We start from the raw sequence: 23,038 nt of genomic DNA on the forward strand, positions 1-23,038 counted from the left end.
TTCAATAAATTCCGTAGGAAAAGTGAGAATCAAAAAGGGAATAAGTTTTAGTTGCAGAGAAGTTCTGTATTGTGGCAGACTAATCTTTTTATAGGTGATAAGTTCCTCATTGCGGCATAGCCACTCTTTTTATAGGTGTATCTTTTGCCCATTTATCAAGCTGCTTTTGTTTCTCTGAGACTATTTTGTCAATTCCTGCTACTTTGAGCCTACTTATAAATTCTGGCAATACTTTATCTGGATCTACTGCTCCATTTTCTAAAGCAGGTTTATACTCAGAAACAATTCTAGATACTTCCGTATATTCCACCATAACTGGTGTTGCATCAAATAAAAAACCAGTGGCTTTAGATTTTTCAGCATTTTTATTGAAGAAATCAATTTGTCCCCAAATATCTTTAGGATTTCCATCCCATATATGAGATAAAAATTCATTGCCAAACATGTATTCTTGATCTAAATTGTATCCATTTTCTCCAGTACTATTATCTGAGATACGCTCTATTATTTCTTCTGAGTCTTTTACTTTTTTGTAATGTGTTCCTTCAATACCATAATCAAGTAAATTAATTAGATCTTTATCTGTATACATTAGATTTAAAAATTCCATAGCTTTTTCTGTATTCTTAGAATAACTAGGAATTGCCCACATAAAATTCGTAATAGTTGATGTTCTCTTAATTGCTGGATAAATAGTGACAACTTCAACTGGAAATCCAACTGATTTTTTTTGTAAGTATTTAGTTATTGGATTTATATAGGCAGTAGCTCCATAAAGCTTATTTTCTCTCATAAGCAATACATCATTTTCTTTATTTGTTACTATATCAGGATAAATATAGCCAAGCTCATACCATCTCCTTATTTTTTTAAGTAAATCAGCATATTCCTTAGTTTCATAATAGTCCACTACTTTTAATTCATTAGGATTCATAAGCACACCATAGCCATCAACTAAATTATCTCCAAAAGCTGCTACTCCCAAGGAATCAACTATTGATGTCCCCCCCATTATTCCAAAATATTTATTAGGTTCATTATCATGTATGGTTTTCATAGCTTCTTCTAAATCCTCAAGATTTTTTATTTTTTGAGCATCAATTTTATATTTGTCTAATAACTCTTTTTCTATTTTTACTCCATGCTCTGTGGCCATATCTTTAATTGTTGGAATTCCATAGATCTTACCATGAATTTTACTTGAATTTAAGTATTCGTTTCCTAATGCTGAATTAATACCTTCCCCTTTATTTTTTATTAAATCATCCAAAGGATAAAGCTTTCCCTTTGATGCAAGGATTGGATAATCGAATAATCCTGATAAGGTTCCTGTAAGAAAAATATCTAAATTTTCATTACTGTTAAGTTTTAAGTTTATCTGCTGAGAATATTCTGAGGAAATTATAGGCTCTAATTTTATCGTAGCATTAATCTTTTCTTTTGTTATTTTATTTATTTCAGCATTAACCAGGTCCAAATCCTTAGGTATTGATGAAAATGTAATAAACGACAACTTCAATTCTGTAGTAGTTTCATTGTTTTTATTAGTCTTTTCATTTATTACATTACTGCAGGATTGAAATAAAATTAATGACAATAATACTGCTGCAAATAAAGGTGTTTTTCTATACATAGTATCCTCCTCATCCTAAGTATTTGTTTCTAATAAATCAACTTTGACCTATTTAAACCTTTTCAATAATAATGATAAACAAGTGCAATAGCTTATTTAACCTATCACACTTATTAAAAATTATAAATATTAATCAAGCCCTTAACCATTTTCACTAATAATTTATTTGTACATTTAATTAACTATATTCAAAAGTAATCTCATAAAAATTGACCTCATGTGGTGAAAGACAGCTTTCAAGCCTTAGTTCTTCTATACTCTCAACATAAAAAACAGTTTGCTTAGGTATACAAATTTGTTTTAAATAATCAATTTCATCTTTTTTAATGTTAAAAATAGCATTCATATTAAGCCATTCATCGAAGATACTTCCGTGTTCTCTATTTAAAACATACTTTTTTATACGATATCGCCCCTTTTTAACTCCTTTTAACAAAATAGAAAAATTCAAATTTTCTTGATTTTCATAAATATTATAATATTGTTCTAAAGTCACGGGTGTTTCTTCACTTAAACAGTAAAAATAATCAAAATGTTTATAATTATAGGTGATGATTTCAAAGTTATATAAGGATTTCTTGGTTATTATATATCCATCACCTTTTTGTACTAAATCATTCCCCAGTTTTCCTAACATTTCATAAGCATAAAAACCTGGTTTATTAATTCCATTAGCACTTATGAGTCCCATATCTCCATAAAGCAAATTTTTTGAATCCTTCAATTCTCCTGAAACATCTGAGCAAAACCAATATCCAAAACTATCAGTTTCATCTAAATTGTCTAATATATTTTTAGCAATAAATGCAGCCTTAAAGGTAGTATCATTAGCTGGATGACGATGCGATATACTTGAATTATATTCTGTAACATGTATTTCTGGAATATTTACTTCTGCTTCCTTCACCATTTTACGTATTTTATCTAATTTTAATTTTGAATAATTTCTGTCTTTAGATGGTAAAAGATGATTTAAATATTCTCCTTCATCATTTTTATAGGCCTTACTCCCTATATTATTTCTTTTACTTAATTTTTCAGCCTTGCTATCTTCAATTAATTCATATGGATATATTGATATTGATAAGAAATCCAGCTTAGTACTTGTTTTCTTTACTTGTTTCAAAAATTCATTAAACTGTTTCATATTTACTTCTGGATTAAACCCCGGTCCACCAATTTTAGCCTCTGGCACAATTTCTTTTATCATATTGTAATAATTTTGGAAAGTATTTAAATAATTTTCAAAGTGTCCACTCCAGAAAACATAATCATTATCTCCTTCTTTCCAAATTTCAAAATACCACTGTGAAACTTCATTTATTCCATACCTATTGATACAGTGAAACATAAATTTTTCTAATAAATCTAAAGCTTCTTTTAAAGTTTTCTGCTTTTCTGAGGAATTTCTAAAATACATTACTTTGTCAGAAACAAGATTTAGCACCTTAGCTTTATTCCCCAATTCAATAAATGGTTTTAGGTTAATACTATATAAAAAGTCTATAAGCTTATCAATTTTAGTAAAATTGTAATTCACCTCATTTATATTCTCATCTCCATAACTAAGCATCTCATCACTAAAAATCCCTTGAAATCTTGCATATTTAAATTTAATTTTATTTTGAATATCTGTTAAGTGCTGCTGCAAATCTGATCTTAAGCCATCTTGAGCGTATCCTAAATTTATTAGATTTCTCCAAGTATGCGCTATAGGCTTTGAGGTATAAATATCCGCTTCTACATTTATATTATTTATTTCTTTATAATCAACAATCTTTTTCTCATCTTTTTCATCTTCCACATATCTTGTTAATTTTTCAACAGCTTGATTATAATCAACCTTTGTTACTTCCGATTCCACTTTTTCACTAGCATTAGTTTTTATTTGTTTTTTTCTAACTTGGCTTCTATACTCTGCTGGAGTTGTATCATATACTTCTTTAAATATTTTGTTAAAAGCAACTAAGTTAGGAAATCCGTTATTCATTGCAATTTTAGTCACTGAAATATCTGTACGAATAAGTTCTTTTACTGCTTGGGCCAATCGAAACTCATTTAAATATTTTGAAAAAGTCATCCCCATATGAATCTTAAAAAATTTAGATAAATATTCAGGTGTTAAGTATTGAGAATCTGCAACATCTTGCAATGATATCTGTTGATAATAATTTTGTTTAATGTATGAAACTATTTTATTTATACGATCAGTATATTTGCTATTTTTAATATCTAAACTTTGCATTTTATAGTCATCTGCAATTACAAAATGAACATTTAACAAATATATTAAATCATACAATAATGACATTATTTTATAATCATAACCATATTCTCTATTTGAATATTCATACATGACTTTTGCCAAAATGCTTCTAATATCATCATAATGCTCATTATCATTAATAGAAGAATTACATAAAAATAAACTTTGTTCTCTTTTTACTACATCATTAAAGAAATCATTATCAATTTCCATTAATAAAATAAGATTTTCTTCTTCACCATAAATTTCAAAAACATCTCCATTATTTATTAATATCACATCTGATTCTGACAACTTGTATTTTTGATTGTTTATTATTACTTCCAATTCTCCTTTTAAAACAAATAAAAATTCCACATTTTTTTGAATATTAGAAGAAATTTTTTTAACCTTGTTCAAAAAAATCATTACTGGCAAATTACTATTTTCATTAGTACTTTGTCTTATATTGCTCATATTTCACACTCCTTTAAAGTTAATTACACACATTTTCAATAGACTTTATAAGTGTATCAACAACTTCAAATGAAATTTCTTCAAACGTAATAGGTTCATATTCAAAAGTTATTGGACTATAACTCATTCTTTGAAGCAATCCCATAACAGTTTGGTATATATACATTCCTGTCTTAGGAAGATTTATATCTTCTTTTAAAGATCTATCCTTAATTCCTTTTTCTAAAGCGTACTTAAGCAAACTTTGATTATAATCCTCTTTTGTAAAACTTTTATATTTTAATTTCAATTCTTCATTTAAATCATGAGAACTATAATAAAGATCAAATGAAACTATAAATTTCATTTCCTCCTTATGCTCTTTTGCAAAGTTTATCCAGGCATAAAGCACTGATTTCAAACTTTCCTTTCCATTGGAGCTAAAATCACTTTTTTCTTTTATAAACATCAGCATACTCTTTAATATATCCATTTGCACTTCGAATATTAATTCATCCATTATATTAAAATATTTATAAAAAGTAACCCTGCTTACTCCAGCTATATTACAAATATCAGTTATTTTTACATCATGAAAACTATGTTTCAAAAACAATTCTTTTCCTGTTTCAAGAATTTCTTCTCGATTTTTATTACTAATATTTAAATGCCAATTATTATTCATTTGTTCCACCTATCCATTACTTTATTACAGTTTTTATTTTTTAGTTAAATAAGGTAACAAAATCATTAACTATTGTTAACCTTTACAAAATCAATATCAAAAAATTCTTGCTTTAAACAATTCATATTAACCCTTTACATCTTGTAAATAATTATACACTGAACTTTACACCATGTAAATGGCAATAAACTTACATTTTTATATGAATTCACCAATTGATTTTCGTACTTAGCCTCATATTGATTAGGTGATAAATATTCACAATGATTATGTTTTTTAAAAAGCATCTATGTAGTTAAATCCCAATGGATATGCATGATTATAATCTAAAATTTAAAATCTATTTAATTAAAAGTAGCAATCTCCTTTTAAGAAACTGCTACCCATATTAAAAATACCTTATTCGTTTATATATTTTTCGAAGTTCTTATAAACTTCCATTCTCTTATCTAAAAGTTCTTTGTTTGCCATTATTTTTGGTGCACAGATTGCTCCAAACCCTTGTATTTCTGCAGTGTGCTCACGAAGACCTGCAAATGTACCTCTAGCTCTGGCTTGCTGAGCATCAGAGAAGGTTACTTTTAACTTTTCTCCTTCAATTGCAATCTTACCTTCAATTCCGCATATTGGACATTCTACTGTAGTTGTCCCATTAACTGTTAAAAGGTTTTGATGGCATACTGGACATGTTCCTTCTTTACCAAACCATGCAATATCCTTATCATCTTTTCCATAAGCTTCTGAAGTTTGTTTACCCAATTCATGAATTTCAGACATCATTTTATCATCTAGGATTGGATTAGCTCTTGTTCCCATTCCTGATGCATCGTAATTTCCAATAACTTTCATCATTGCAGGAAAGCCAAAAAGATGCATAGTTGATGTACCCATAGATACCCAATTTGGTGTAATTGCTCCACCAACTGAAATATAAGACACATAACGTTTTTTCAATCTTTCTTGTTGATATGCGTCTGGATCTCCAGGAGCCTCCCCATTTCTTCTCTTATCTAGTACCCAGTTAATTGCAGATACATCATGACGACAAGAAAATCTATCAACGAAATTTTTAAATTGACCAACTGGTTGTAGTACATATACTGGTGCACCTACAATCAAGCAGTCAGCTTCACGAATTGCTTCTTCTACCATTTGTAAATCATCTTTAACTATACAGTCATTGTCTTTACCGTTTTCAAGACTTCTTGAGCAAGCACCGCATCCTATACAACGATCAATTGTAAGATTGTTTGTGTTGATAAATCTTATTTCTGCATCTGGTGCACCTTTTTTTGCCCCAAAAAGTGCTTCCTTTACTAAAATATCTGTATTGCAATTTTTTCTTCCAAATGATAATCCTAAAACTTTCATAATTTAAAACTCCTCTTTCTTTTATAACTAATTTTTGTTTATATATGTTACTTTAACAATTAACAATGATTGAAAAAGTTCTGAAAGAATTCCTTCAATCGATAATTGATAATTTATCATTTATAATAAATTCTTACTATTTAATTATAAATTTTAATGTACATGTATTCATTAAGTTATTTAACCAATTTTAATCGATATTTTGACTTTATTAATTATCTATTTGAATAAAAAATAAAGACATCAAAAATGCCCCCTACTATTTTTGATATCTTTATTATTTTTATATTAATTTTCCTCTTTTAAAAGGAAAAAATCAAATATGAATATAGTTTGGTTTAATTATATAATGACTATATGGTGTTGGCATAAAAAAGCAACATCATCACCTTGAAAAATCTATATATTTTGTAGTGACAACTCCATATAAATACTTAACACTGATGAAACTATCAGCAGTTTCTACGAAATGTAAATTTTTCAACGAACTAAAGTTTCACATGAAAAGGTATACAGCTTTTTTCTTTGAACTTGATGAGTTAAAAATATATACTGGAGGGTTTGTAATGAAAAAATTGAATGTATTGCTGGTAACAGGTTTACTTACAGCAGAACATCAGGGACGTTTAATCACACTGCGTCTCAGAGAATTATTAGAAGCAACAGGACGTTTTCATGTTGCAATTGTGGAAGAGTTCCGTAATGTGACACCAGGATTTTTAGAGCCTTATGATGTGCTCTTTGTAGACTATGATGGAAAAACCTGGCCAACAGACCATGCACGTAGATTTGGAGAACAGAGCGAAGCTGCCGTTTATGATTTTGTTTCAAAAGGAAAAGGAATTGTATTTTATCACTCTTCAATCTGGGTCGATGCAGACTGGCCAGATGAGTGGAGAAAACTTTTAGGTGGCTATTGCGCTATGGAAAAAGGATGCAGAAGATGTCCAAAAGATGATCACTTCGTTGAGACCATGGACGAGAATCATCCAATTACTAAAGGAATAGATAAGAAGTGGATGAACGTTTTTGATGATTTATTCACACAGCTAATCATTCATCCAGAAGCAAAAGTTCATGTACTAGCATCTATTTATGATGATGTGGAAAATTACAGAATTCCTGGATTCCCGCCACCACATCATCCTGTTGACATTCCAGATGGAAAACTTGAGAATATGGCTGGGGTGAATGAGTATACACCGGTAATCTGGACAAATGAATATGGAACAGGACGTGTATTTGCTACATCTATTGGACATTGGGAAGCGCTTGATCGATTTAATTTCATTACTATGCTTGTTCGTGGTGTGGAGTGGGCTGCTACTGGTGAAGTTACATTGGAGAAGCCAGATCGTTCTGGAGACAACCGATTGAAATTGTTTCCATATTATTAAAGAAATGAACTGTCACACTATAATGGTGGCGTACAATAAAATACATAAATTTAAATCGCCGGAAATATTTTGACCGGCGATATCTTTTTGTTCAAAACTTCTTAATAATAATATTATTATCAGTTATAAATGAATTTAAAGTTATATTTTGTAATTTTAGGAATACTTTCCTTGGCACTCCTAAAATATTCACAATACAAGTTAAGCTAATTGTTTCCATATCTTTAGTCTAACTTTGTTATTTTACCTTGTTTTGTATTTTTTTACTCTACCATCATTAATAATACCATTAAAATCTAAACCATATGAAAAGTCGTAAACATTTCCTAATTCATCTTTATAACATTCCATATCATGAGGTACATCTTCACATTGATTTTCTACAGTTTCCATATTAATTGGCATTTGAAATGGTAATAATCCGCTTGGATTAAATTTTCCACTTACAATATCCATTACTGCTTGAGTTTGCACACCAAACTCTACTATTATTCCATCTACATACTTTTCAAACTCTGCTACTACTGTTGGATTTGTCATATTTATAGACACTATTACTAGTTTCTTTCCCATAACTTCTTTTGTTTCAAGTATTATATCCAAGTCCGCTTCATTGCTTGCATAATTAGTTTTATTTAAGTATGATCTATTAGCTGATATTTCTAGGGGATCTCCTCCAGCTATACTTTTTTCTCTAGTAGTTAATGATGTATATTTTCTATATTGCAAGCTAATTGGTAGGTACCCATCTTCTTTTGTATATCCTACTGTTTTTGGTGATTCTATAAATACAATTGAAAATTCAGCATCCTTTGGAGTTTCAACTACATCATAATACTTTTCAATAATAGCTTTATTTACAGGCTCCTTTTCATATGCTGGTATTATATTTCCAAACCAGTCTTTACTTTCTTTAATTCTCCTCTTTGGTATATAAACTCTTTTTCTTTCTTTTATTGGAATAATGTTTTCTTTATTTTTTAGCATGACAATGGATTTTAACTGAGCATTATATCCAGCTTGCATAAATTCAGAATTTCCAACTATTTCTTTAGATTTTTCAGCATCAACATAAGGATTTTCAAACAGCCCAGTTCTAAACAAATTCAATAATAATCTTACAGCTGATTTTTCAAATCTGCTGCGCATGAACTCTTCTCCATGTTCCTTTACGCCAATTTCATAAGCTTTAATTACAGGATCTACTTGGTTATTGCCTCCAAATTGATCCACGCCTGCCATTAATGCCTTGTAATGCCTTTCTTCTACTGAAAGGTTCTCTACACCCCAGCACTTTCCAGATATAAATGCATCCATTTCTTTATTGTCTTCTGTTATTGCCCAATCTGTACATACAACACCATTATAATTATATTTTTCTCTTAATAAGTCATTAATAATATACTTACTATAGGAATTCCCTACATTTTCATTATTTTTCTTATCTTGATCATAAGAAATCGTGTAATACGGCATTACTGCTGAGGCTGTATTTGTTTTTCCTTTTAACTTAAAGGCACCTTCAACAAAAGGCTTTAAATGCTCCTGAAAATTATTACCTGGATAAACAGCAAATTTACCATAAGCATAGTGGGCATCACGTCCACTTTCACCACTACCACCACCTGGCCAATGTTTAACCATTGCATTTACACTTTCAAAGCCCCAGCCATGATTTATTTCAAATTCTCCAATAGATGTTTGAAATCCATCACAATAAGCTTCTGCTAAATTAGCTGATAAAGTTGAATCTTCTCCAAAAGTTCCATTAAATCGCATCCATCTTGGTTCTGTTGCTATATCTACTTGAGGAGATAAAGCTGTTGTTATACCTAACGATCTATATTCTTTAGCAGCTATACTACCAAAATTTCTCACTAATTCTGCATCAAAGGTAGCAGCAAGACCTAAAGGTTCTGGCCATTTTGAAATATCTCCTCCTGCTCCAGCATTAAATTCAGTATCACTACTAGTTCCATGTCTTGGATCTGTAGATATATTGACAGGGATACCAAGAGATAGTCCTTCCGAAAATGCTTGTACATTATTATTCCACATAGCTCCAATTTCTGAATTTTCTATTACAGTAATTAATATATGCCTTAGATTATCATTTTTTAAAAATTCCATCTGCTGATCAGTTAAATCAATTATTTTAGCATCACTTTCATGTAATTTCTTGCCTTTATAAGTTCCTGCAAACATTTTTGCAAATGGATCATCACTGCTTGAAATAGCTTGATGTCCACTATAAAGCATCAGGCCAGCTATTTGCCTAATTGTCATTTTACTTGCTAAATCTTTAGCCCTTTCTTCTGCTGGCAATCTCCAATCTTCATACTTTTCCAGCTTCCCGCTTCTGCTTAAATTTTTAAAAGTAAAACCATCTTCTTCAATTATTTTAATATTTGACTTTGGTGAATAAGCTATATTTTGTCCACCTTCATTTAAAATAAGATTATATCCTTCTTTTTTAATTTTCTTCCATTTTTTAATCATAATTCTTAATCCTTTCTATGTGCTCCAGTACCTAATATTATTAAAACGACTCAAGCATGTCATTATTTAAAACAAATATATCACTCATAACTCCCTCCTAATTTTTCCATATAAATTTTATCATTCTGCTAAAATTAAGTAAACATTTTCATACAATAAAATACTATATTCACTATTTAATTTATATTATATACTATCTCATATGTAGACGCCTTCTTTTACTTATTCACTTATATTTGACTTTATTGTTTTTATATGATTTTTTTATGCTTAATGAAAAAAATCTAAAAATTTGATTAGCATTTTTAACTTTTTTGTATAAACAAGTAATTATCTATTTTACTATACTATTATTTCTCATTTCACCAAATACTATTACTAATATCTATTTCAGCTGTAAATTATTTAAGGATTTGAATTATTCATTCAAATCCTCAAAATAAAAATTTATCTGTTATACATTAGTATTAGCACGTCTTTCTTCAATTTCTTTAGCATACCCTTGAGCCTTTGCTTTAGTTATTCCATATAAGAGCATTGGTACTATCGCCAATAAGTATACAATTCCTGGAAGAAGATTAACTACCATATTTAATCCTTTAATGGTTTCAACAGATTGTTGTGCATTTGGAATATACCCAATCCATCCAAGTGCAATTGCAGTAATTCCACCAATTATAGCTGAAGATATTTTTGTAATAAGACTTGTTACTGAATAAATAGCCCCATCTGCACGAGAACCATGCTTCCATTCACTATAATCTATACTATCAGCAACCATACTAAATATCATTGGAGCACCAAAACCTACTGGTATAAATCCAATAGTTGATAATATCATTATTGCAGTAACGCTTGTAACAGGTATTAAATATATTCCAATGCAAGTTAAACCACATAATACTACACCGATAATTGCTAATGTTCTTTTTTCAAAATATTTAGCTATAGCACCAACTATTATAGATCCAATTGCTGTACATACCCCAAATCCACCCATCAATGGCGCAATTAAATCAGGTCTTCCTATAACATATATATAATAAAAAACTACTGTGCCTAATCTTCCAAATAGTGCTGTAAATAATAAGAATAAGTAAATTGCAATTAACATAAATGGTTTGTTTAATGAAACTGCACGAATTGAATCCTTGATTGAAGGATGACTCCCCTTTGGAGGTTGAATAACTTCCTTACAATTTCTAAAAACCATATAAAACAGTGGTAATGTAAATAATGATATTACTAAGGCTCCATATGAAAAGCCTTTTTGATTGTTACCTTGTCCGAGTGCCATTACAAGTGGCATTAATGCAGCTCCTGTTATAACATTAGAGATTAATGAGAAAAATCCTCTAAAGGAATTCAAAGAGGTTCTTTCTTCTGTGTCACGTGTCATTACTGTTCCTAAAGCTCCATAAGGTACATTAACGATTGAATAAACTGTTCCAAGTATAAAATAAGTTACAGTTGCATAAATTATTTTTCCTGTAGGGCTTAAGTTCGGTGTGGTAAATGTTAAAGTATTAAACGCTGCAAGCACTATAGCACCAAAAATTATATATGGTCTAAAACGCCCAAATCTAGTATTAGTACGTTCTACAACTAATCCAACCACTGGATCAACGAAACAATCCCATATTCTTGCAGCAAGTATAATTACTCCTGCTACTGCAGCACTTATTCCAAATACATCTGTATAAAAGAATAATAGATATGTCGATACTAGGCCCCAAGATAGATTACTTGCAAAATCCCCTATTCCATAACTAAATTTTGTTCCAAAACTAAGCTTTCCTGTTTTTACATTCTCATTATTCATAATAATTTCTCCTCTTTTTGTTAATAAGTAATATAATATCGTTTACAAAATTGTATAAAAAAAGCATATTATGTTATAATTCATTTGGTTAATTTTTATCAATTACCATTTTTATAGTTTATAAGCAAGGTCCTAAGCTTGCTTATAAACTTTTATTATTCAAAATCAATTATGGCTTTATTTGTTTTGCTAGATTCCCACGCAGCTTCCATTACTGATAATACACGACGTACTTCTGAAATCTTAATTTTTGATTCTTCAGTTCCATCTAATACACCTTGTACATTTTCATAGAAATCTACCCAGTCAGTTTCAACTTGTGGAAGTGACTCCTCTACAATTCCTCCTGGAGGTACAGGAGCAAATTGTCTTGTTGGTCCTGCAACAGTTTCAGTTATTTGAGGTGGAAGCTTCTTTAGCATATCTCCTGTACGATAAAGTGCTCCTTCGCAACCAAAACTCTTTACAATTATTGTTCCCTTATCTCCTGCTACTAGCCAACGTGGTTGGTATTCTAGAATATAAGTTGATAATTCTAAATGGAAGGTAACTCCATTTTCCATCTTTAAAATTATTTTAAAATAATCATCAACTTCTTCATGTAATACATTTTTTATATCTGCATAAATAGATTTAATCTTTACACCTGGAATCATAAACAGAGCTTGGTCAATTAAATGAACGCCCCAGTCATAAATCATTCCACCACCATATTTCTTATAAAGATGCCATTCATGCATATAACCATTACCTGAATGAAGTTTACTTTCAATTGTAAATATATTACCTAAAAGTCCTTCATCATAAGCTTTCTTTACAATTAGCATATCTCTATCCCATCTTCTATTTTGATGAGCTGTAAAAAATACACCTGCTTTTTTACAAGCTGCTTCCATTTCATCTAATTCTGCTACATTCATAGCTGCTGGTTTTTCAGTAATAACATTTTTTCCAGTTGCAGCTGCTTTTAAGCACATTTCTTTATGCAAATGGTTAGGTACTGTCAAAATTACTGTATTAACTTCACTATCTGCAAGTAATTCATCTGCTGATTTATAAAGCTTAAAACCCATTTCTTCTGCTTCACTCCAGCGTTCTTCCTTAATATCACAGACTGCTGCAATTTCAACTCCTGCACGAGGTGCATTTTGAGCATGCCACTTTCCCATGCCTCCAAAACCTATAACTCCTAATTTAATTTTCATTTTTCCACCTTCTTCTAATATGTTACTGCATATTTGATTTTTCTTATATCACAAATTGTTTAAGATATTTTGCACTTAAAATTGCAGCCTTTTTAGAATCTACAACTGAGCCTTCAAATGCTTTATCTTCAACTTCAATACAGGTATCACCTGTGTAACCTATGTCTGTTAAAGCCGAAACATATTTTCCCCAATCAACATCACCAAGACCTGGTAATTTAGGTGACATATATTGAAGTGGTGTTGCCATAATTCCAACATCATCAAGTTTGTCTTTATAGACTTTTATATCCTTATAATGTACATGGAATATTTTATCCTTGAACTCATATAATGGCTTAATATAATCAATTTGCTGCCATACAAAATGAGATGGATCATAATTTAATCCAAAGTTTGGACTATCTAGTATTTCAAATACTTTTCTCCAATTAGCAGGTGATGTCATAAGATTTTGTCCACCCGGCCATTCATCATTTGTGAATAACATTGGACAGTTTTCAATTCCTATCTTTACACCTTTTTCTTCTGCATGCTTTACAATTGAAGGCCAAACTTCTTTAACTATTTCCAAGTTTTCTTCTACAGTTTTTGAAGGTATACGCCCTACAAAAGTAGTAATCATATTAACCTCTAATATACTAGAAGCATCAATTAACTTGTTTAAATGCTCAACATATACTTTTCTTTTTTCTAAATCTTCCTCAAGAGTGTTTGGATAATATGCTAAAGAAGATATTTTAACATTCTTTTTAGCTAAATAATCCTTAATATAAGAAGCTTTAGCATCATCTAATTTATCTACATCAATATGACATACTCCTGCATATCTTCTTTCTGCTTTCCCCTTAGGCCAACAGCACATTTCTATACATTCAAGTCCATTTTCAGCAGCAAAATCTACTACTTCTTCAAAGCTTAGGTCTCCTAGTATTGCGCTTACAAATCCTAATTTCATAAAAATTCTCCTTTCCCAAGTTCTATTTACCCAACGCTTTTTATATCATTGGGTAAATAATTTGAATTCACATATACAAATCTTTTACATTCCTAAGAATTTTTTCTCCATTGCAATTTGACGTCTTGTAAATTCTGTTCCACCACAGAATAATTCATCTTCATATTCACAAATAAGATATCCATCAAACTCTGTATCTTTTAGCATTCCTAGAATTTCTTCATAAGGTATGCTTGGTTCTACACAATCTTCACTTAAATAATGGAACTTACCATGCATTTCAAAGCAATATGGAAGAATTTCTTTTAATCCATTTAATAATTCAGGTAATTTTTCCTTAGGATTAAATTGAACAAATCCATACATTCCTTGTAATGTACCATTGATTGCCGGATGAGCTCCAGCTTCCATTAATTTTTTACGAGCTTCTTCTATATCAACACCTTGATATCTAAATTCTGCTGCCATTTGTAAATGTTCTTCCTTAACACCTGCCGCAAGAGCTTTATCCCAATGTGGCTTATTTGGAGCAATTGAGAAGCATCCAAAGTCAGGTACAAAGCCTAAATGCTTAGAGCCTGTACGTTTAATAACTTCTAAATATTTCATCATCTTTGGAGATGTTGGTGTTTCAGGATTATGAATTTCAATACCTGCTTTTACATCATATAGTTCTGCATAAGGAGCAAGTCTTCCAAAAGCTTCTGGTGATAACATGTATTGTACACGCATAACCTTACAGCCTAATTTATTAGCTGTTTTTAAATCAATAATTGCATCTGCTAACATTTCATCATCAGTAAGATTTCTATCATGACGCATACCTTTATCATTATTTGCACCATATCCAACTGGTCCAATACCATACTTAGCCTTTAAAGAATTTACTAATCCTAAAAATTCATCACTTACATTAGGATAAGAAGGAATCATTTGAGTTCCTACAATTTCATATCCTGTCGCACCAGCTAAAGCTGCTTGTTTTACACATTCTTCAAAATCATATTGATATCTTGCATACTCTGTTCCATAACAAAACAAAGTAGCACCTAATTTAATATTACTCATCTTTATTCCTCCTAATCATTTATGGTTACAGTTACAGTATCTCCACTATCAAGCGGCATATATTGATGATCTGGTCCCATCTGCATATAAGGAACTCTAAGCATAAGCTTTAATTCTAATTCATGCTCTCCTACATCTAATCCATCTTTTTTAATTACTCTAATCTTAGCTAATTGAACTTGACTCCAGAATTCAGTTACTGCATATTTTAATTTATAAATAGGCATTTCTTTGCCATTTAATTCAAAAGTAACTGCTTCTTCTGGCATCTTTTCACCATCACAATACACTTCTAATAAATCAATATCTGATAAATAATGTCCTCTATAATAAGCTAATTGAACATCAAATTCGAAACCATGTTTTTTCCCATTTATATACATACTTTTAAACGAATCTTCTTTAATAATTTGATTATTAAGTTTCATACGCATTGCAAATGCCATTTTTCCTACCTCCTTTTGTATGAAAAAAACTAAAATTTAACTTCTGCTTTTTCTTCTGCTGATTTGTAAATTGCATCTAATATTTTTGTAACAGCTAATGCTTCTTCAGGCTTAACTAGTGGTTCTGTATCATTTGCGATAGCTTCTAACCATTGTTTACAATCCATGCTCCCTTCAGCACCGCCTCCTCCACCGAAGTATGCAACCCCACCAACTGGAGATAATTTTTCTTCCATTAATTGATTATTTCTTCCACGGTTATAAATCAATTCATTTTTAGAATGGCTCATTCCTGAATGTATTTCAGCACCTGCAAGTGTTCCGCAAAGTGTAGTTGATGCTTCTCTTGATTCAAGTACATTTAATGCCCAGCTTGCTTCTAAGTTTATAGTTGCACCATTTTTCATTTTAACGAAGCCCATTGCAGAATCTTCAACTTCAAAAGTTTCTGGATTCCAAGGTCCAAATAAGTTTCCTTCTGTAGCCTGCTTTAATCCACCTAATTTATAGAATACAGAACCTGATACACTTTCAACCTCGTAATTGTTCATGCACCATAAAGTAATATCTAAAGCATGTGTACCAATATCTATAAGTGGACCTCCACCTTGCTGTGCTTTATCCATGAATACTCCCCAAGTTGGAACTCCTCTTCTACGTACTGCATGTGCTTTTCCGTAGTAGATTTCTCCTAAGTCACCATTCTTGCATGCTTCATGTAAGTTCATAACTTCAGCTCTAAATCTATTTTGATATCCTACAGTAAATTTCATTCCTGATGCTTTCCAAGCTTCAACCATATTTTCAGCTTCTTCAGTTTTATGAGACATTGGTTTTTCACAATATACATGTTTCTTAGCTTCAAATGCATCTATTGCAATAACGCTATGAGATACATTTGGTGTACAAATATGAACAACTTCAACATCTTTATCCTTTAATAACTCTTTATAATCTGTATAAACTCTTGCTTTTTCTACACCAAATTCTTTAGCAGCCTTAGTAGCTCTTTCTTCTACAATGTCACAAAAAGCAACTATTTCATTTAAATTAGAATTTTCTTTTAATGCTGGAAAATGCTTTTGATTTGCAATTCCTCCACAACCGATAATTCCTACTTTAATTTTACTCATTTTATTACTCCTCCTATTTTCATATATATAAATTTCTTATTGTTTCTTCTTATGTACCAAGTATACTTTTTTAAACGTATTCAGACATTCAATTAATTTCACTTAGTTCAATCATTTATTGACTTGTTTTATTTTTATATTTGAAAACAAGAAAATAAGGTCAAAAATAATACTAATTATTTTTGACCTAAATAAAAAATTAACCTAATTCTAAAATATTTTTTTAATGGGCATGACTCGTTAACTTTGATATTTCATATAAATATCTAAATATATTCGTAGTTTCATATATAACTACTTTTCTATTTGTCTATAAACATATACATCCATTTAACCTATAAAAAAGCCAGTTATAAAATTTATCACAAAGTCCTATCCCCGTAAGATATATGTATAATATCAAATTCATGTGGTGCCAAAGCAACTTCTAAATTTAAAATTTCCTCTTCGACATCACATCTCTTTATAGTTAACCTTGGGGTTGAAATTCTTTTTAAATAATCGATTTCATCTTTATCTAAATCACCAATTTCATCCATCCTCATCCATTCATCTAAAGCACTTCCATGTTCTCTATTTATAGAATAAGTTTTTACATTATATTGACCATTTAACAAGTTCTTAAGTTGAAAATTCAAACGTAAATTATCATAATCATTAAATATTTTTCCCTGTTCTCTTGGCTTTATTTCATCTTCTGATTTTAAATAATAATAATAGTTAAAATGCTTATAATTATGACATGCTATATAATATCCATTATGACTATTAGCCGTTATAATATAATTTTCTCCTTTATCTATAATCTTTCCACCAACTTTATTCATAAATTCTATTGCATAATAAGCTGGCTTTTTAATACTATTTTTAGAAAGCAATCCTGCACCGCCATTTAATAAAACATGAGAATCATAAAATTGAGAAAATAAATCTGATCCAATCCAATAGGCAAGAACATCTACTTCATTTATATTATCAATAATGTTCTTCATTATATAAGCACCTTTATAGCAGCTATCATTTGTATAATTACGATTAGATATAGTGCTATTCCATTCAGTAATATATAATTCTTTAACCGCCCATTTTATATCTTTTAAAGTTTCTTTAATAAGTTTTATCTGATTTAAAACATAATCTTTATCTGTAGATCTCTTTGAATATTTATCACCTTTTTCCTTAATTACTATATAAGGATATAAATAGAATGATAAAAAATCGGGTTGATTACTTTGTTCTTTCCACTGAATAATGTTTTTCATCAATTGTTTTAAGCCATAATCTCCACGAAAACCTGCTCCTCCAACTTTACAGTTAGGAATATATTTTTTTAATTCACCATATCCAACATTAAAAATATCGAGATAGTCTACCTCCATCTCTTCAATTTCAGGTCTCCAGATTTCAAAACACCAATTTTGAGTCTCTTCAAGGCCATATCTTTTAACAATATGAATAGAAAAAGCCCTCATTACATTTTTCCACTGCTTTATATTATTAAATAATTGTTGCTCCTCTTCAAAAATAACTGCTTCCCTTACTGTTCTATCAAGTCTTTTAGGCTTTTGACCTAGTTCAATGAATGGCTTTATTTTATTGTCTAAAAGAAAATCCAAAACTCTATCTATTTTATCAAAGTTATATTTCCCATCTGGATTAGATACGCCAACATACATATCATGACCAAATATACTCCAAAATCTCACATATTCAAACTTCAATTCATTTTTTAACATTTTTACGTGTTCCTGTATATCTGATTGAAGCAAATCACTTGCTGCTCCCACATTGATTACTTTATTCCAATTTTTTATATAATCTTTTTTATCTCTTGCATCAACTATTATATATTGATTATCTTTTACCAAATCAGCATTATTTTCAAATTTATTTTCTTCTCCAAAATGATTATCTAATCTATCCAAAATAATATCTTCGTTTGATTCAACTTCTTCGATATTATCATCTATACTTTTCTTTACCTTCTTTAAATATTCTGATGGAGTCATATGATAGGTTGCTTTAAATAATTTATTAAATACTGCTGTATTTGCAAAACCATTATCTAGTGCCGCTCTAGTAATTGTAGCCTCAGTATATAATAAGTCTTCTAAAGCATAATGCAATCTAACATTATTCAAATAATCTATAAAGTTCATGCCTAAGTGTTTCTTTAAATATCTAGATAAATATGCATTAGATAGATGTAGCTGATTAGCCAAGTCATTAAGACTTATTGGCTTATTATAATTGCCTCTTATATAGTTAGTAATTTCATTGATTCTATCATCATATTTATTTTCTTTATCATGAAAACGCTCATCTGCATTATTAATTAAAAAGTTATTGGTTAATAGATTTACTAACTGATAAAACAAGCTATATTCATAAAAATCTTCTTTACCTTTCCTATTTAAATAATGATTGAATACTAATTTTAATATTTTTCTAACCTCATCATAGGAATAATCTTTGTCTATGGTTGAATTACACCAAAATAATATCAAATTATTTTCAAGAAAACTACTTAATCTTTGAAAGGAAATATAAAAACTTGCCATTAATATATCTTCTGAACATTTGTAGCTATGCTTTTTATTAGGATTTACAACTACAAAGTCATCCTGCTTTAATTTAAATATGTCTGCTTCAACTTTAAGTTCCATTTCACCTTCTAATACATAAATTAATTCAACGTCTTGGTGAAAATGTATTTCTTCTTTTTGCTTAACCATTATATTATAGGTAACTATATTTTCCTTGTTAAGATTTGATTTCATCACTTAATTACCCCTACCTTAATCATATTTATTAAGTATTTTATCACATAATTATAATATAATTAATCTATTAAGAACAGTCACTTTCTGATCTGATACGTCATTTAAATCTTCTTCATTTATTTTACCAGCACATAAAACATATGCATATATGCTATTTTTGAGCAAAAAAAAAGCGACTATTTAATATAGTGCCATCTAAATTTAAAAATATTTCTTTATAACTTTATGTAAAAAAGCTTGGTAAAGCTTTATTTACATAGCATATGAAACTTTTTTTGTTTTCATTCCTGCTTGATTTACTTGATTTGCTTCATTATCAAGCATTTTAAGTGATTCACTTAATCTAGCATAATCAGCTGCTGCTAAATTTGGACTGCTAAATAACATATTTATTCCTGCCCTTTTTAAATTTCTTGAACTAAATAATTCTCTAATAATATTCATCATAGTTATCATATCTCCTTTTCTTTTTTCTTTATATATTTATAATAAATCACAATAAATTTTAATTCAAACCAAATTTTCCCCTGATATCGTTTCGAATTTGTTAATATTTTGTTAACAAATTTAAATTATTATTGAAAACTTTTACAAAAAGTTTTATAATATTTACCCAACAGATGAGTTAATTGACTAGGTTGATAAACATTATATTATAAATGTTATATTAATTATTTCTATTAATTATAAAAAAATAATACGAAATATACTTTTAATACAATATTTCATCACGTTGATTTATAATTTTATTACTCAAAACTTTTCTAAATGCATACAAGTAATGAATTATAACTTTAAGTTATAATTCATTACTTGTAATGTTAATCCACTTTTTTCAGATATAAAAGTATCCCCTATACAATTAAATCCAACTTTCTTATAAAAACCTACCGTATCTATTCTTGCATTTAAACTCAGATTATTAATACCTTGTTTCCTAGCCTCTTCTATATGCATTTTTAACATTTCAACTCCAATGCCTTGTTTTGTATACTCATATCCAACAACTACATTAGTAATCTTACCCTCACCATTTAAGTTCGTCATACGGGAATATGCTATAACTTCATTGTCCTTCAACACTGCTAAGTGCAAACTAATCTTATCAAATTCATCATAATCATATTTGTCTATTTTACCATATGGCTTAAATAGTACATTAAATCTTAACTCTATTGCTTCTTTAAATTTTTCACTTTTATAATCTATATATTCATATGTAATTATATTCATAATACTTTCCTCTTCTTATTATATTTCATTATCATTATACACTATATTCATTATTATTGTATATTTATTCATATATTATTTCGATAATTATTTTTTTCTTTTATTGGATATCCAATTTAATAATCAAACTTATAAATGGAATATACATACATCATCGAGAAATTATAATCGTAACACTAAACTAGAAATTAGATACATTTTTCTGGAAGCAGGCATGTGAAATTGAGCTGATGATGGTTATTAATGGTGGCTTGTTTCATTTACAACTTGTCCAGATTTTACATCTGGAGCACGCTGAGATGACGACAAGCCACCATTTAGAACCTTCCAGCGAAAATTTCACTAGTCCTGTGGAAGATAAATGTATCTGATTTCGATAATTGTTGCATAAGTCTAATTCTCGCTTTGGATATCTACAAAATTCACCTAGACATTTTTTCTACTATCTTATTCTTAAAATAATGTGAATTAAATTTAGCCTTATTGGTTAAAGTATCTTAGTAAACATTTTATATACAAAGGAGATTTTTATATGACTGTTGGTTCAAAGGTAAAACAAACATTAGCTACCTTGAAAGGTTCTGAGGCTACTTTAAGAATGTACTCCCTTCAGGAACGTGATAAAAATGCTAAAGCAGCTTATACAGAAGCTTATGACGAATTAAGCCAAATTAAAATAGATTTAGAAAAAAGATTGGGCTTCATAGAATTTCAAGAACCCCAATATAAAGGTAACTAAGTGAGGTGGAATATGAGTACTTGGTTAATATTTTTATTTAATTCAATTATTTTATTTTTTCTTGCCCTTATTATTTCAAGGTATATGAAGAAAAAAACTTTATCTAGGGCTACTCCCTTTGATTTTATTTCTTACGCAGTTATAGCCATTATAATTACACTAATTTCATTAAATACCGTTAACAATGTTTACTTTGCACTAACTACATTAGTTGTTTGGGCATTAATGCCCATGCTTTTAGATTTTGCATCAATGAAAAGTAAATGGGTATACAATCTAATACATGGTAAAGAACGTGTATTAGTTAAAAGTGGAAAAATATTAGAAGATAATTTATCTAAGGAAAGAATTACAGGGCAGGAATTTCTCCAGGAAATGCGGTCAAAAAAAGCTTTTAATTTAGCTGACGTTGAATTTGCTTTAATGGAAACAAGCGGAGATATAAGTGTAAGTTTTAAAGCTGATAAAAAACCAGTTACACCTCATGATTTAGGGAAAAATGTTTCATCTACAGCTGAACCTCAAACTGTAATCTTAGATGGAAATATTTTAAATGAGGGTCTTGTTAATGCTGGATTAAATCATGGCTGGCTTAACACCCAATTAGAGAACAAAGGCATTGCTCTTGAGAATGTTTTTCTTGGTCAGGTAGATTCTTCTGGTGATTTATATGTAGATCTTTTTGATGATATGATACAAATTCCTAAAACTCAAGTTAAAGAAATGCTTTATGCAAGTCTTCAAAAAGCTCATGCTGATCTTATTACTTTTTCTCTAGATACAGATGATAAACCGGCAAAAACAATGTATTTACAAAATGCACAAAAATTAGAGAATGTTATAAAAAATTTAGAACCATACTTATTACGTTAGAAGGTGATATAAATGTCCAATATGAAAAATAAAAAATTAACTACAACTCAGCTTCAATATAACCAATTAGTTACTTCAATAGAGCCCAAGCGTCCAATTCTAACTAACTGCATAAGAGCATTTCTCATTGGTGGTCTTATATGTACCATTGGACAATTTCTACAATGGGCCTTTATAACTTATTTTAATTTTGATGAGAAATCTTCAGTTGGTCCAACTTCACTAGTTTTAATATTTACTGCTGCTTTACTTACAGGACTTGGAGTTTATGATCATCTTGCTCAATGGGCAGGAGCTGGCTCTGCTGTACCAATCACAGGTTTTGCTAATTCTATAGCTTCAGCCTCAATTGAACATAAAAGCGAAGGTTTTGTACTTGGCGTAGCTGGAAATATGTTCCAACTTGCTGGTGCAATTATTGTTTATGGAGTATTCTCTGCCTTTGTAGTTGCTACAATAAAATTGATAATAACATGGTTGGGGGCGATGTAA

At 29.6% G+C, this 23,038-nt stretch carries 18 protein-coding genes; 4 read left to right on the top strand and 14 right to left on the bottom strand.

What is annotated here, in order from left to right; genetic code table 11:
• Nucleotides 1-106 precede the first annotated feature (106 nt).
• From CSPA_RS20945 to CSPA_RS20960, 4 genes are all read right to left on the bottom strand, one after another.
• The gene (locus CSPA_RS20945) at nt 107-1,633 is read right to left on the bottom strand and encodes an ABC transporter substrate-binding protein (protein WP_015394379.1); all 1,527 of its coding nucleotides are present in this window, start codon (nt 1,631-1,633) and stop codon (nt 107-109) included.
• Nucleotides 1,634-1,811: 178 nt separating this feature from the next.
• Nucleotides 1,812-4,355 carry a GH39 family glycosyl hydrolase gene (locus CSPA_RS20950; RefSeq protein ID WP_015394380.1) on the bottom strand — a complete coding sequence of 848 codons (2,544 nt, stop codon included), beginning with the start codon at nt 4,353-4,355 and terminating at the stop codon, nt 1,812-1,814.
• A gap of 19 nt (nt 4,356-4,374) precedes the next feature.
• Nucleotides 4,375-5,019 (bottom strand): TetR/AcrR family transcriptional regulator, encoded by a 645-nt coding sequence (locus tag CSPA_RS20955; RefSeq protein ID WP_015394381.1) that lies wholly within the window; start codon nt 5,017-5,019, stop codon nt 4,375-4,377.
• A 399-nt stretch (nt 5,020-5,418) separates the two neighbouring features.
• On the bottom strand, nt 5,419-6,390 hold the full coding sequence (locus CSPA_RS20960; RefSeq protein WP_015394382.1) for a flavodoxin family protein: 972 nt from the start codon (nt 6,388-6,390) through the stop codon (nt 5,419-5,421).
• A 566-nt stretch (nt 6,391-6,956) separates the two neighbouring features.
• On the opposite strand from CSPA_RS20960, the gene CSPA_RS20965 reads away from it, so the two are divergent.
• The gene (locus CSPA_RS20965) at nt 6,957-7,787 is read left to right on the top strand and encodes a ThuA domain-containing protein (RefSeq protein ID WP_015394383.1); all 831 of its coding nucleotides are present in this window, start codon (nt 6,957-6,959) and stop codon (nt 7,785-7,787) included.
• Between the two features lie 243 nt (nt 7,788-8,030).
• Here the strand turns inward: CSPA_RS20965 and CSPA_RS20970 are convergent, their stop codons facing one another.
• The 10 genes from CSPA_RS20970 to CSPA_RS21015 form a co-directional block, all read right to left on the bottom strand.
• On the bottom strand, nt 8,031-10,286 hold the full coding sequence (locus CSPA_RS20970; RefSeq protein ID WP_015394384.1) for a glycoside hydrolase family 3 protein: 2,256 nt from the start codon (nt 10,284-10,286) through the stop codon (nt 8,031-8,033).
• Nucleotides 10,287-10,740: 454 nt separating this feature from the next.
• Nucleotides 10,741-12,108 (bottom strand): MFS transporter, encoded by a 1,368-nt coding sequence (locus CSPA_RS20975; protein WP_015394385.1) that lies wholly within the window; start codon nt 12,106-12,108, stop codon nt 10,741-10,743.
• Between the two features lie 155 nt (nt 12,109-12,263).
• On the bottom strand, nt 12,264-13,313 hold the full coding sequence (locus CSPA_RS20980) for a Gfo/Idh/MocA family protein (RefSeq protein ID WP_015394386.1): 1,050 nt from the start codon (nt 13,311-13,313) through the stop codon (nt 12,264-12,266).
• A 43-nt stretch (nt 13,314-13,356) separates the two neighbouring features.
• Nucleotides 13,357-14,271: a sugar phosphate isomerase/epimerase family protein gene (locus tag CSPA_RS20985; RefSeq protein WP_015394387.1), complete on the bottom strand. Its 915-nt coding sequence runs from the start codon at nt 14,269-14,271 to the stop codon at nt 13,357-13,359.
• 84 nt (nt 14,272-14,355) lie between these two features.
• On the bottom strand, nt 14,356-15,339 hold the full coding sequence (locus CSPA_RS20990; protein WP_015394388.1) for a TIM barrel protein: 984 nt from the start codon (nt 15,337-15,339) through the stop codon (nt 14,356-14,358).
• 11 nt (nt 15,340-15,350) lie between these two features.
• On the bottom strand, nt 15,351-15,785 hold the full coding sequence (locus CSPA_RS20995; protein WP_015394389.1) for a C-glycoside deglycosidase beta subunit domain-containing protein: 435 nt from the start codon (nt 15,783-15,785) through the stop codon (nt 15,351-15,353).
• 29 nt (nt 15,786-15,814) lie between these two features.
• On the bottom strand, nt 15,815-16,918 hold the full coding sequence (locus CSPA_RS21000; protein ID WP_015394390.1) for a Gfo/Idh/MocA family protein: 1,104 nt from the start codon (nt 16,916-16,918) through the stop codon (nt 15,815-15,817).
• A gap of 362 nt (nt 16,919-17,280) precedes the next feature.
• Nucleotides 17,281-19,698, bottom strand: a complete 2,418-nt coding sequence (locus CSPA_RS21005; protein ID WP_015394391.1) for a GH39 family glycosyl hydrolase — start codon at nt 19,696-19,698, stop codon at nt 17,281-17,283.
• A 255-nt stretch (nt 19,699-19,953) separates the two neighbouring features.
• Nucleotides 19,954-20,148 (bottom strand): hypothetical protein, encoded by a 195-nt coding sequence (locus CSPA_RS21010; RefSeq protein ID WP_015394392.1) that lies wholly within the window; start codon nt 20,146-20,148, stop codon nt 19,954-19,956.
• Between the two features lie 339 nt (nt 20,149-20,487).
• The gene (locus tag CSPA_RS21015) at nt 20,488-20,934 is read right to left on the bottom strand and encodes a GNAT family N-acetyltransferase (protein WP_015394393.1); all 447 of its coding nucleotides are present in this window, start codon (nt 20,932-20,934) and stop codon (nt 20,488-20,490) included.
• 532 nt (nt 20,935-21,466) lie between these two features.
• Here CSPA_RS21015 and CSPA_RS21020 point away from each other — a divergent pair.
• From CSPA_RS21020 to spoVAC, 3 genes are read left to right on the top strand one after another with little or no spacing between them, the layout of a single operon-like run.
• Nucleotides 21,467-21,673, top strand: coding sequence for a DUF1657 domain-containing protein (locus CSPA_RS21020; protein WP_015394394.1), 207 nt, complete (start codon nt 21,467-21,469; stop codon nt 21,671-21,673).
• A 12-nt stretch (nt 21,674-21,685) separates the two neighbouring features.
• On the top strand, nt 21,686-22,546 hold the full coding sequence (locus CSPA_RS21025) for a DUF421 domain-containing protein (protein WP_015394395.1): 861 nt from the start codon (nt 21,686-21,688) through the stop codon (nt 22,544-22,546).
• A 12-nt stretch (nt 22,547-22,558) separates the two neighbouring features.
• Complete coding sequence (gene spoVAC / locus CSPA_RS21030; RefSeq protein WP_015394396.1) at nt 22,559-23,038, top strand: stage V sporulation protein AC; 480 nt, start codon at nt 22,559-22,561, stop codon at nt 23,036-23,038.

The organism is Clostridium saccharoperbutylacetonicum N1-4(HMT), from assembly GCF_000340885.1.
In the GTDB taxonomy this organism is placed as follows: Bacteria; Bacillota; Clostridia; order Clostridiales; family Clostridiaceae; genus Clostridium; species Clostridium saccharoperbutylacetonicum.

Excerpts from the sequence above, each read along its gene's own strand:
- CSPA_RS20945 (WP_015394379.1), bottom strand. The coding sequence starts at position 1,633 with ATGTATAGAAAAACACCTTTATTTGCAGCAGTATTATTGTCATTAATT.
- CSPA_RS20950 (WP_015394380.1), bottom strand. The coding sequence starts at position 4,355 with ATGAGCAATATAAGACAAAGTACTAATGAAAATAGTAATTTGCCAGTA.
- CSPA_RS20955 (WP_015394381.1), bottom strand. The coding sequence starts at position 5,019 with ATGAATAATAATTGGCATTTAAATATTAGTAATAAAAATCGAGAAGAA.
- CSPA_RS20960 (WP_015394382.1), bottom strand. The coding sequence starts at position 6,390 with ATGAAAGTTTTAGGATTATCATTTGGAAGAAAAAATTGCAATACAGAT.
- CSPA_RS20965 (WP_015394383.1), top strand. The coding sequence starts at position 6,957 with ATGAAAAAATTGAATGTATTGCTGGTAACAGGTTTACTTACAGCAGAA.
- CSPA_RS20970 (WP_015394384.1), bottom strand. The coding sequence starts at position 10,286 with ATGATTAAAAAATGGAAGAAAATTAAAAAAGAAGGATATAATCTTATT.
- CSPA_RS20975 (WP_015394385.1), bottom strand. The coding sequence starts at position 12,108 with ATGAATAATGAGAATGTAAAAACAGGAAAGCTTAGTTTTGGAACAAAA.
- CSPA_RS20980 (WP_015394386.1), bottom strand. The coding sequence starts at position 13,313 with ATGAAAATTAAATTAGGAGTTATAGGTTTTGGAGGCATGGGAAAGTGG.
- CSPA_RS20985 (WP_015394387.1), bottom strand. The coding sequence starts at position 14,271 with ATGAAATTAGGATTTGTAAGCGCAATACTAGGAGACCTAAGCTTTGAA.
- CSPA_RS20990 (WP_015394388.1), bottom strand. The coding sequence starts at position 15,339 with ATGAGTAATATTAAATTAGGTGCTACTTTGTTTTGTTATGGAACAGAG.
- CSPA_RS20995 (WP_015394389.1), bottom strand. The coding sequence starts at position 15,785 with ATGGCATTTGCAATGCGTATGAAACTTAATAATCAAATTATTAAAGAA.
- CSPA_RS21000 (WP_015394390.1), bottom strand. The coding sequence starts at position 16,918 with ATGAGTAAAATTAAAGTAGGAATTATCGGTTGTGGAGGAATTGCAAAT.
- CSPA_RS21005 (WP_015394391.1), bottom strand. The coding sequence starts at position 19,698 with ATGAAATCAAATCTTAACAAGGAAAATATAGTTACCTATAATATAATG.
- CSPA_RS21010 (WP_015394392.1), bottom strand. The coding sequence starts at position 20,148 with ATGATGAATATTATTAGAGAATTATTTAGTTCAAGAAATTTAAAAAGG.
- CSPA_RS21015 (WP_015394393.1), bottom strand. The coding sequence starts at position 20,934 with ATGAATATAATTACATATGAATATATAGATTATAAAAGTGAAAAATTT.
- CSPA_RS21020 (WP_015394394.1), top strand. The coding sequence starts at position 21,467 with ATGACTGTTGGTTCAAAGGTAAAACAAACATTAGCTACCTTGAAAGGT.
- CSPA_RS21025 (WP_015394395.1), top strand. The coding sequence starts at position 21,686 with ATGAGTACTTGGTTAATATTTTTATTTAATTCAATTATTTTATTTTTT.
- spoVAC (WP_015394396.1), top strand. The coding sequence starts at position 22,559 with ATGTCCAATATGAAAAATAAAAAATTAACTACAACTCAGCTTCAATAT.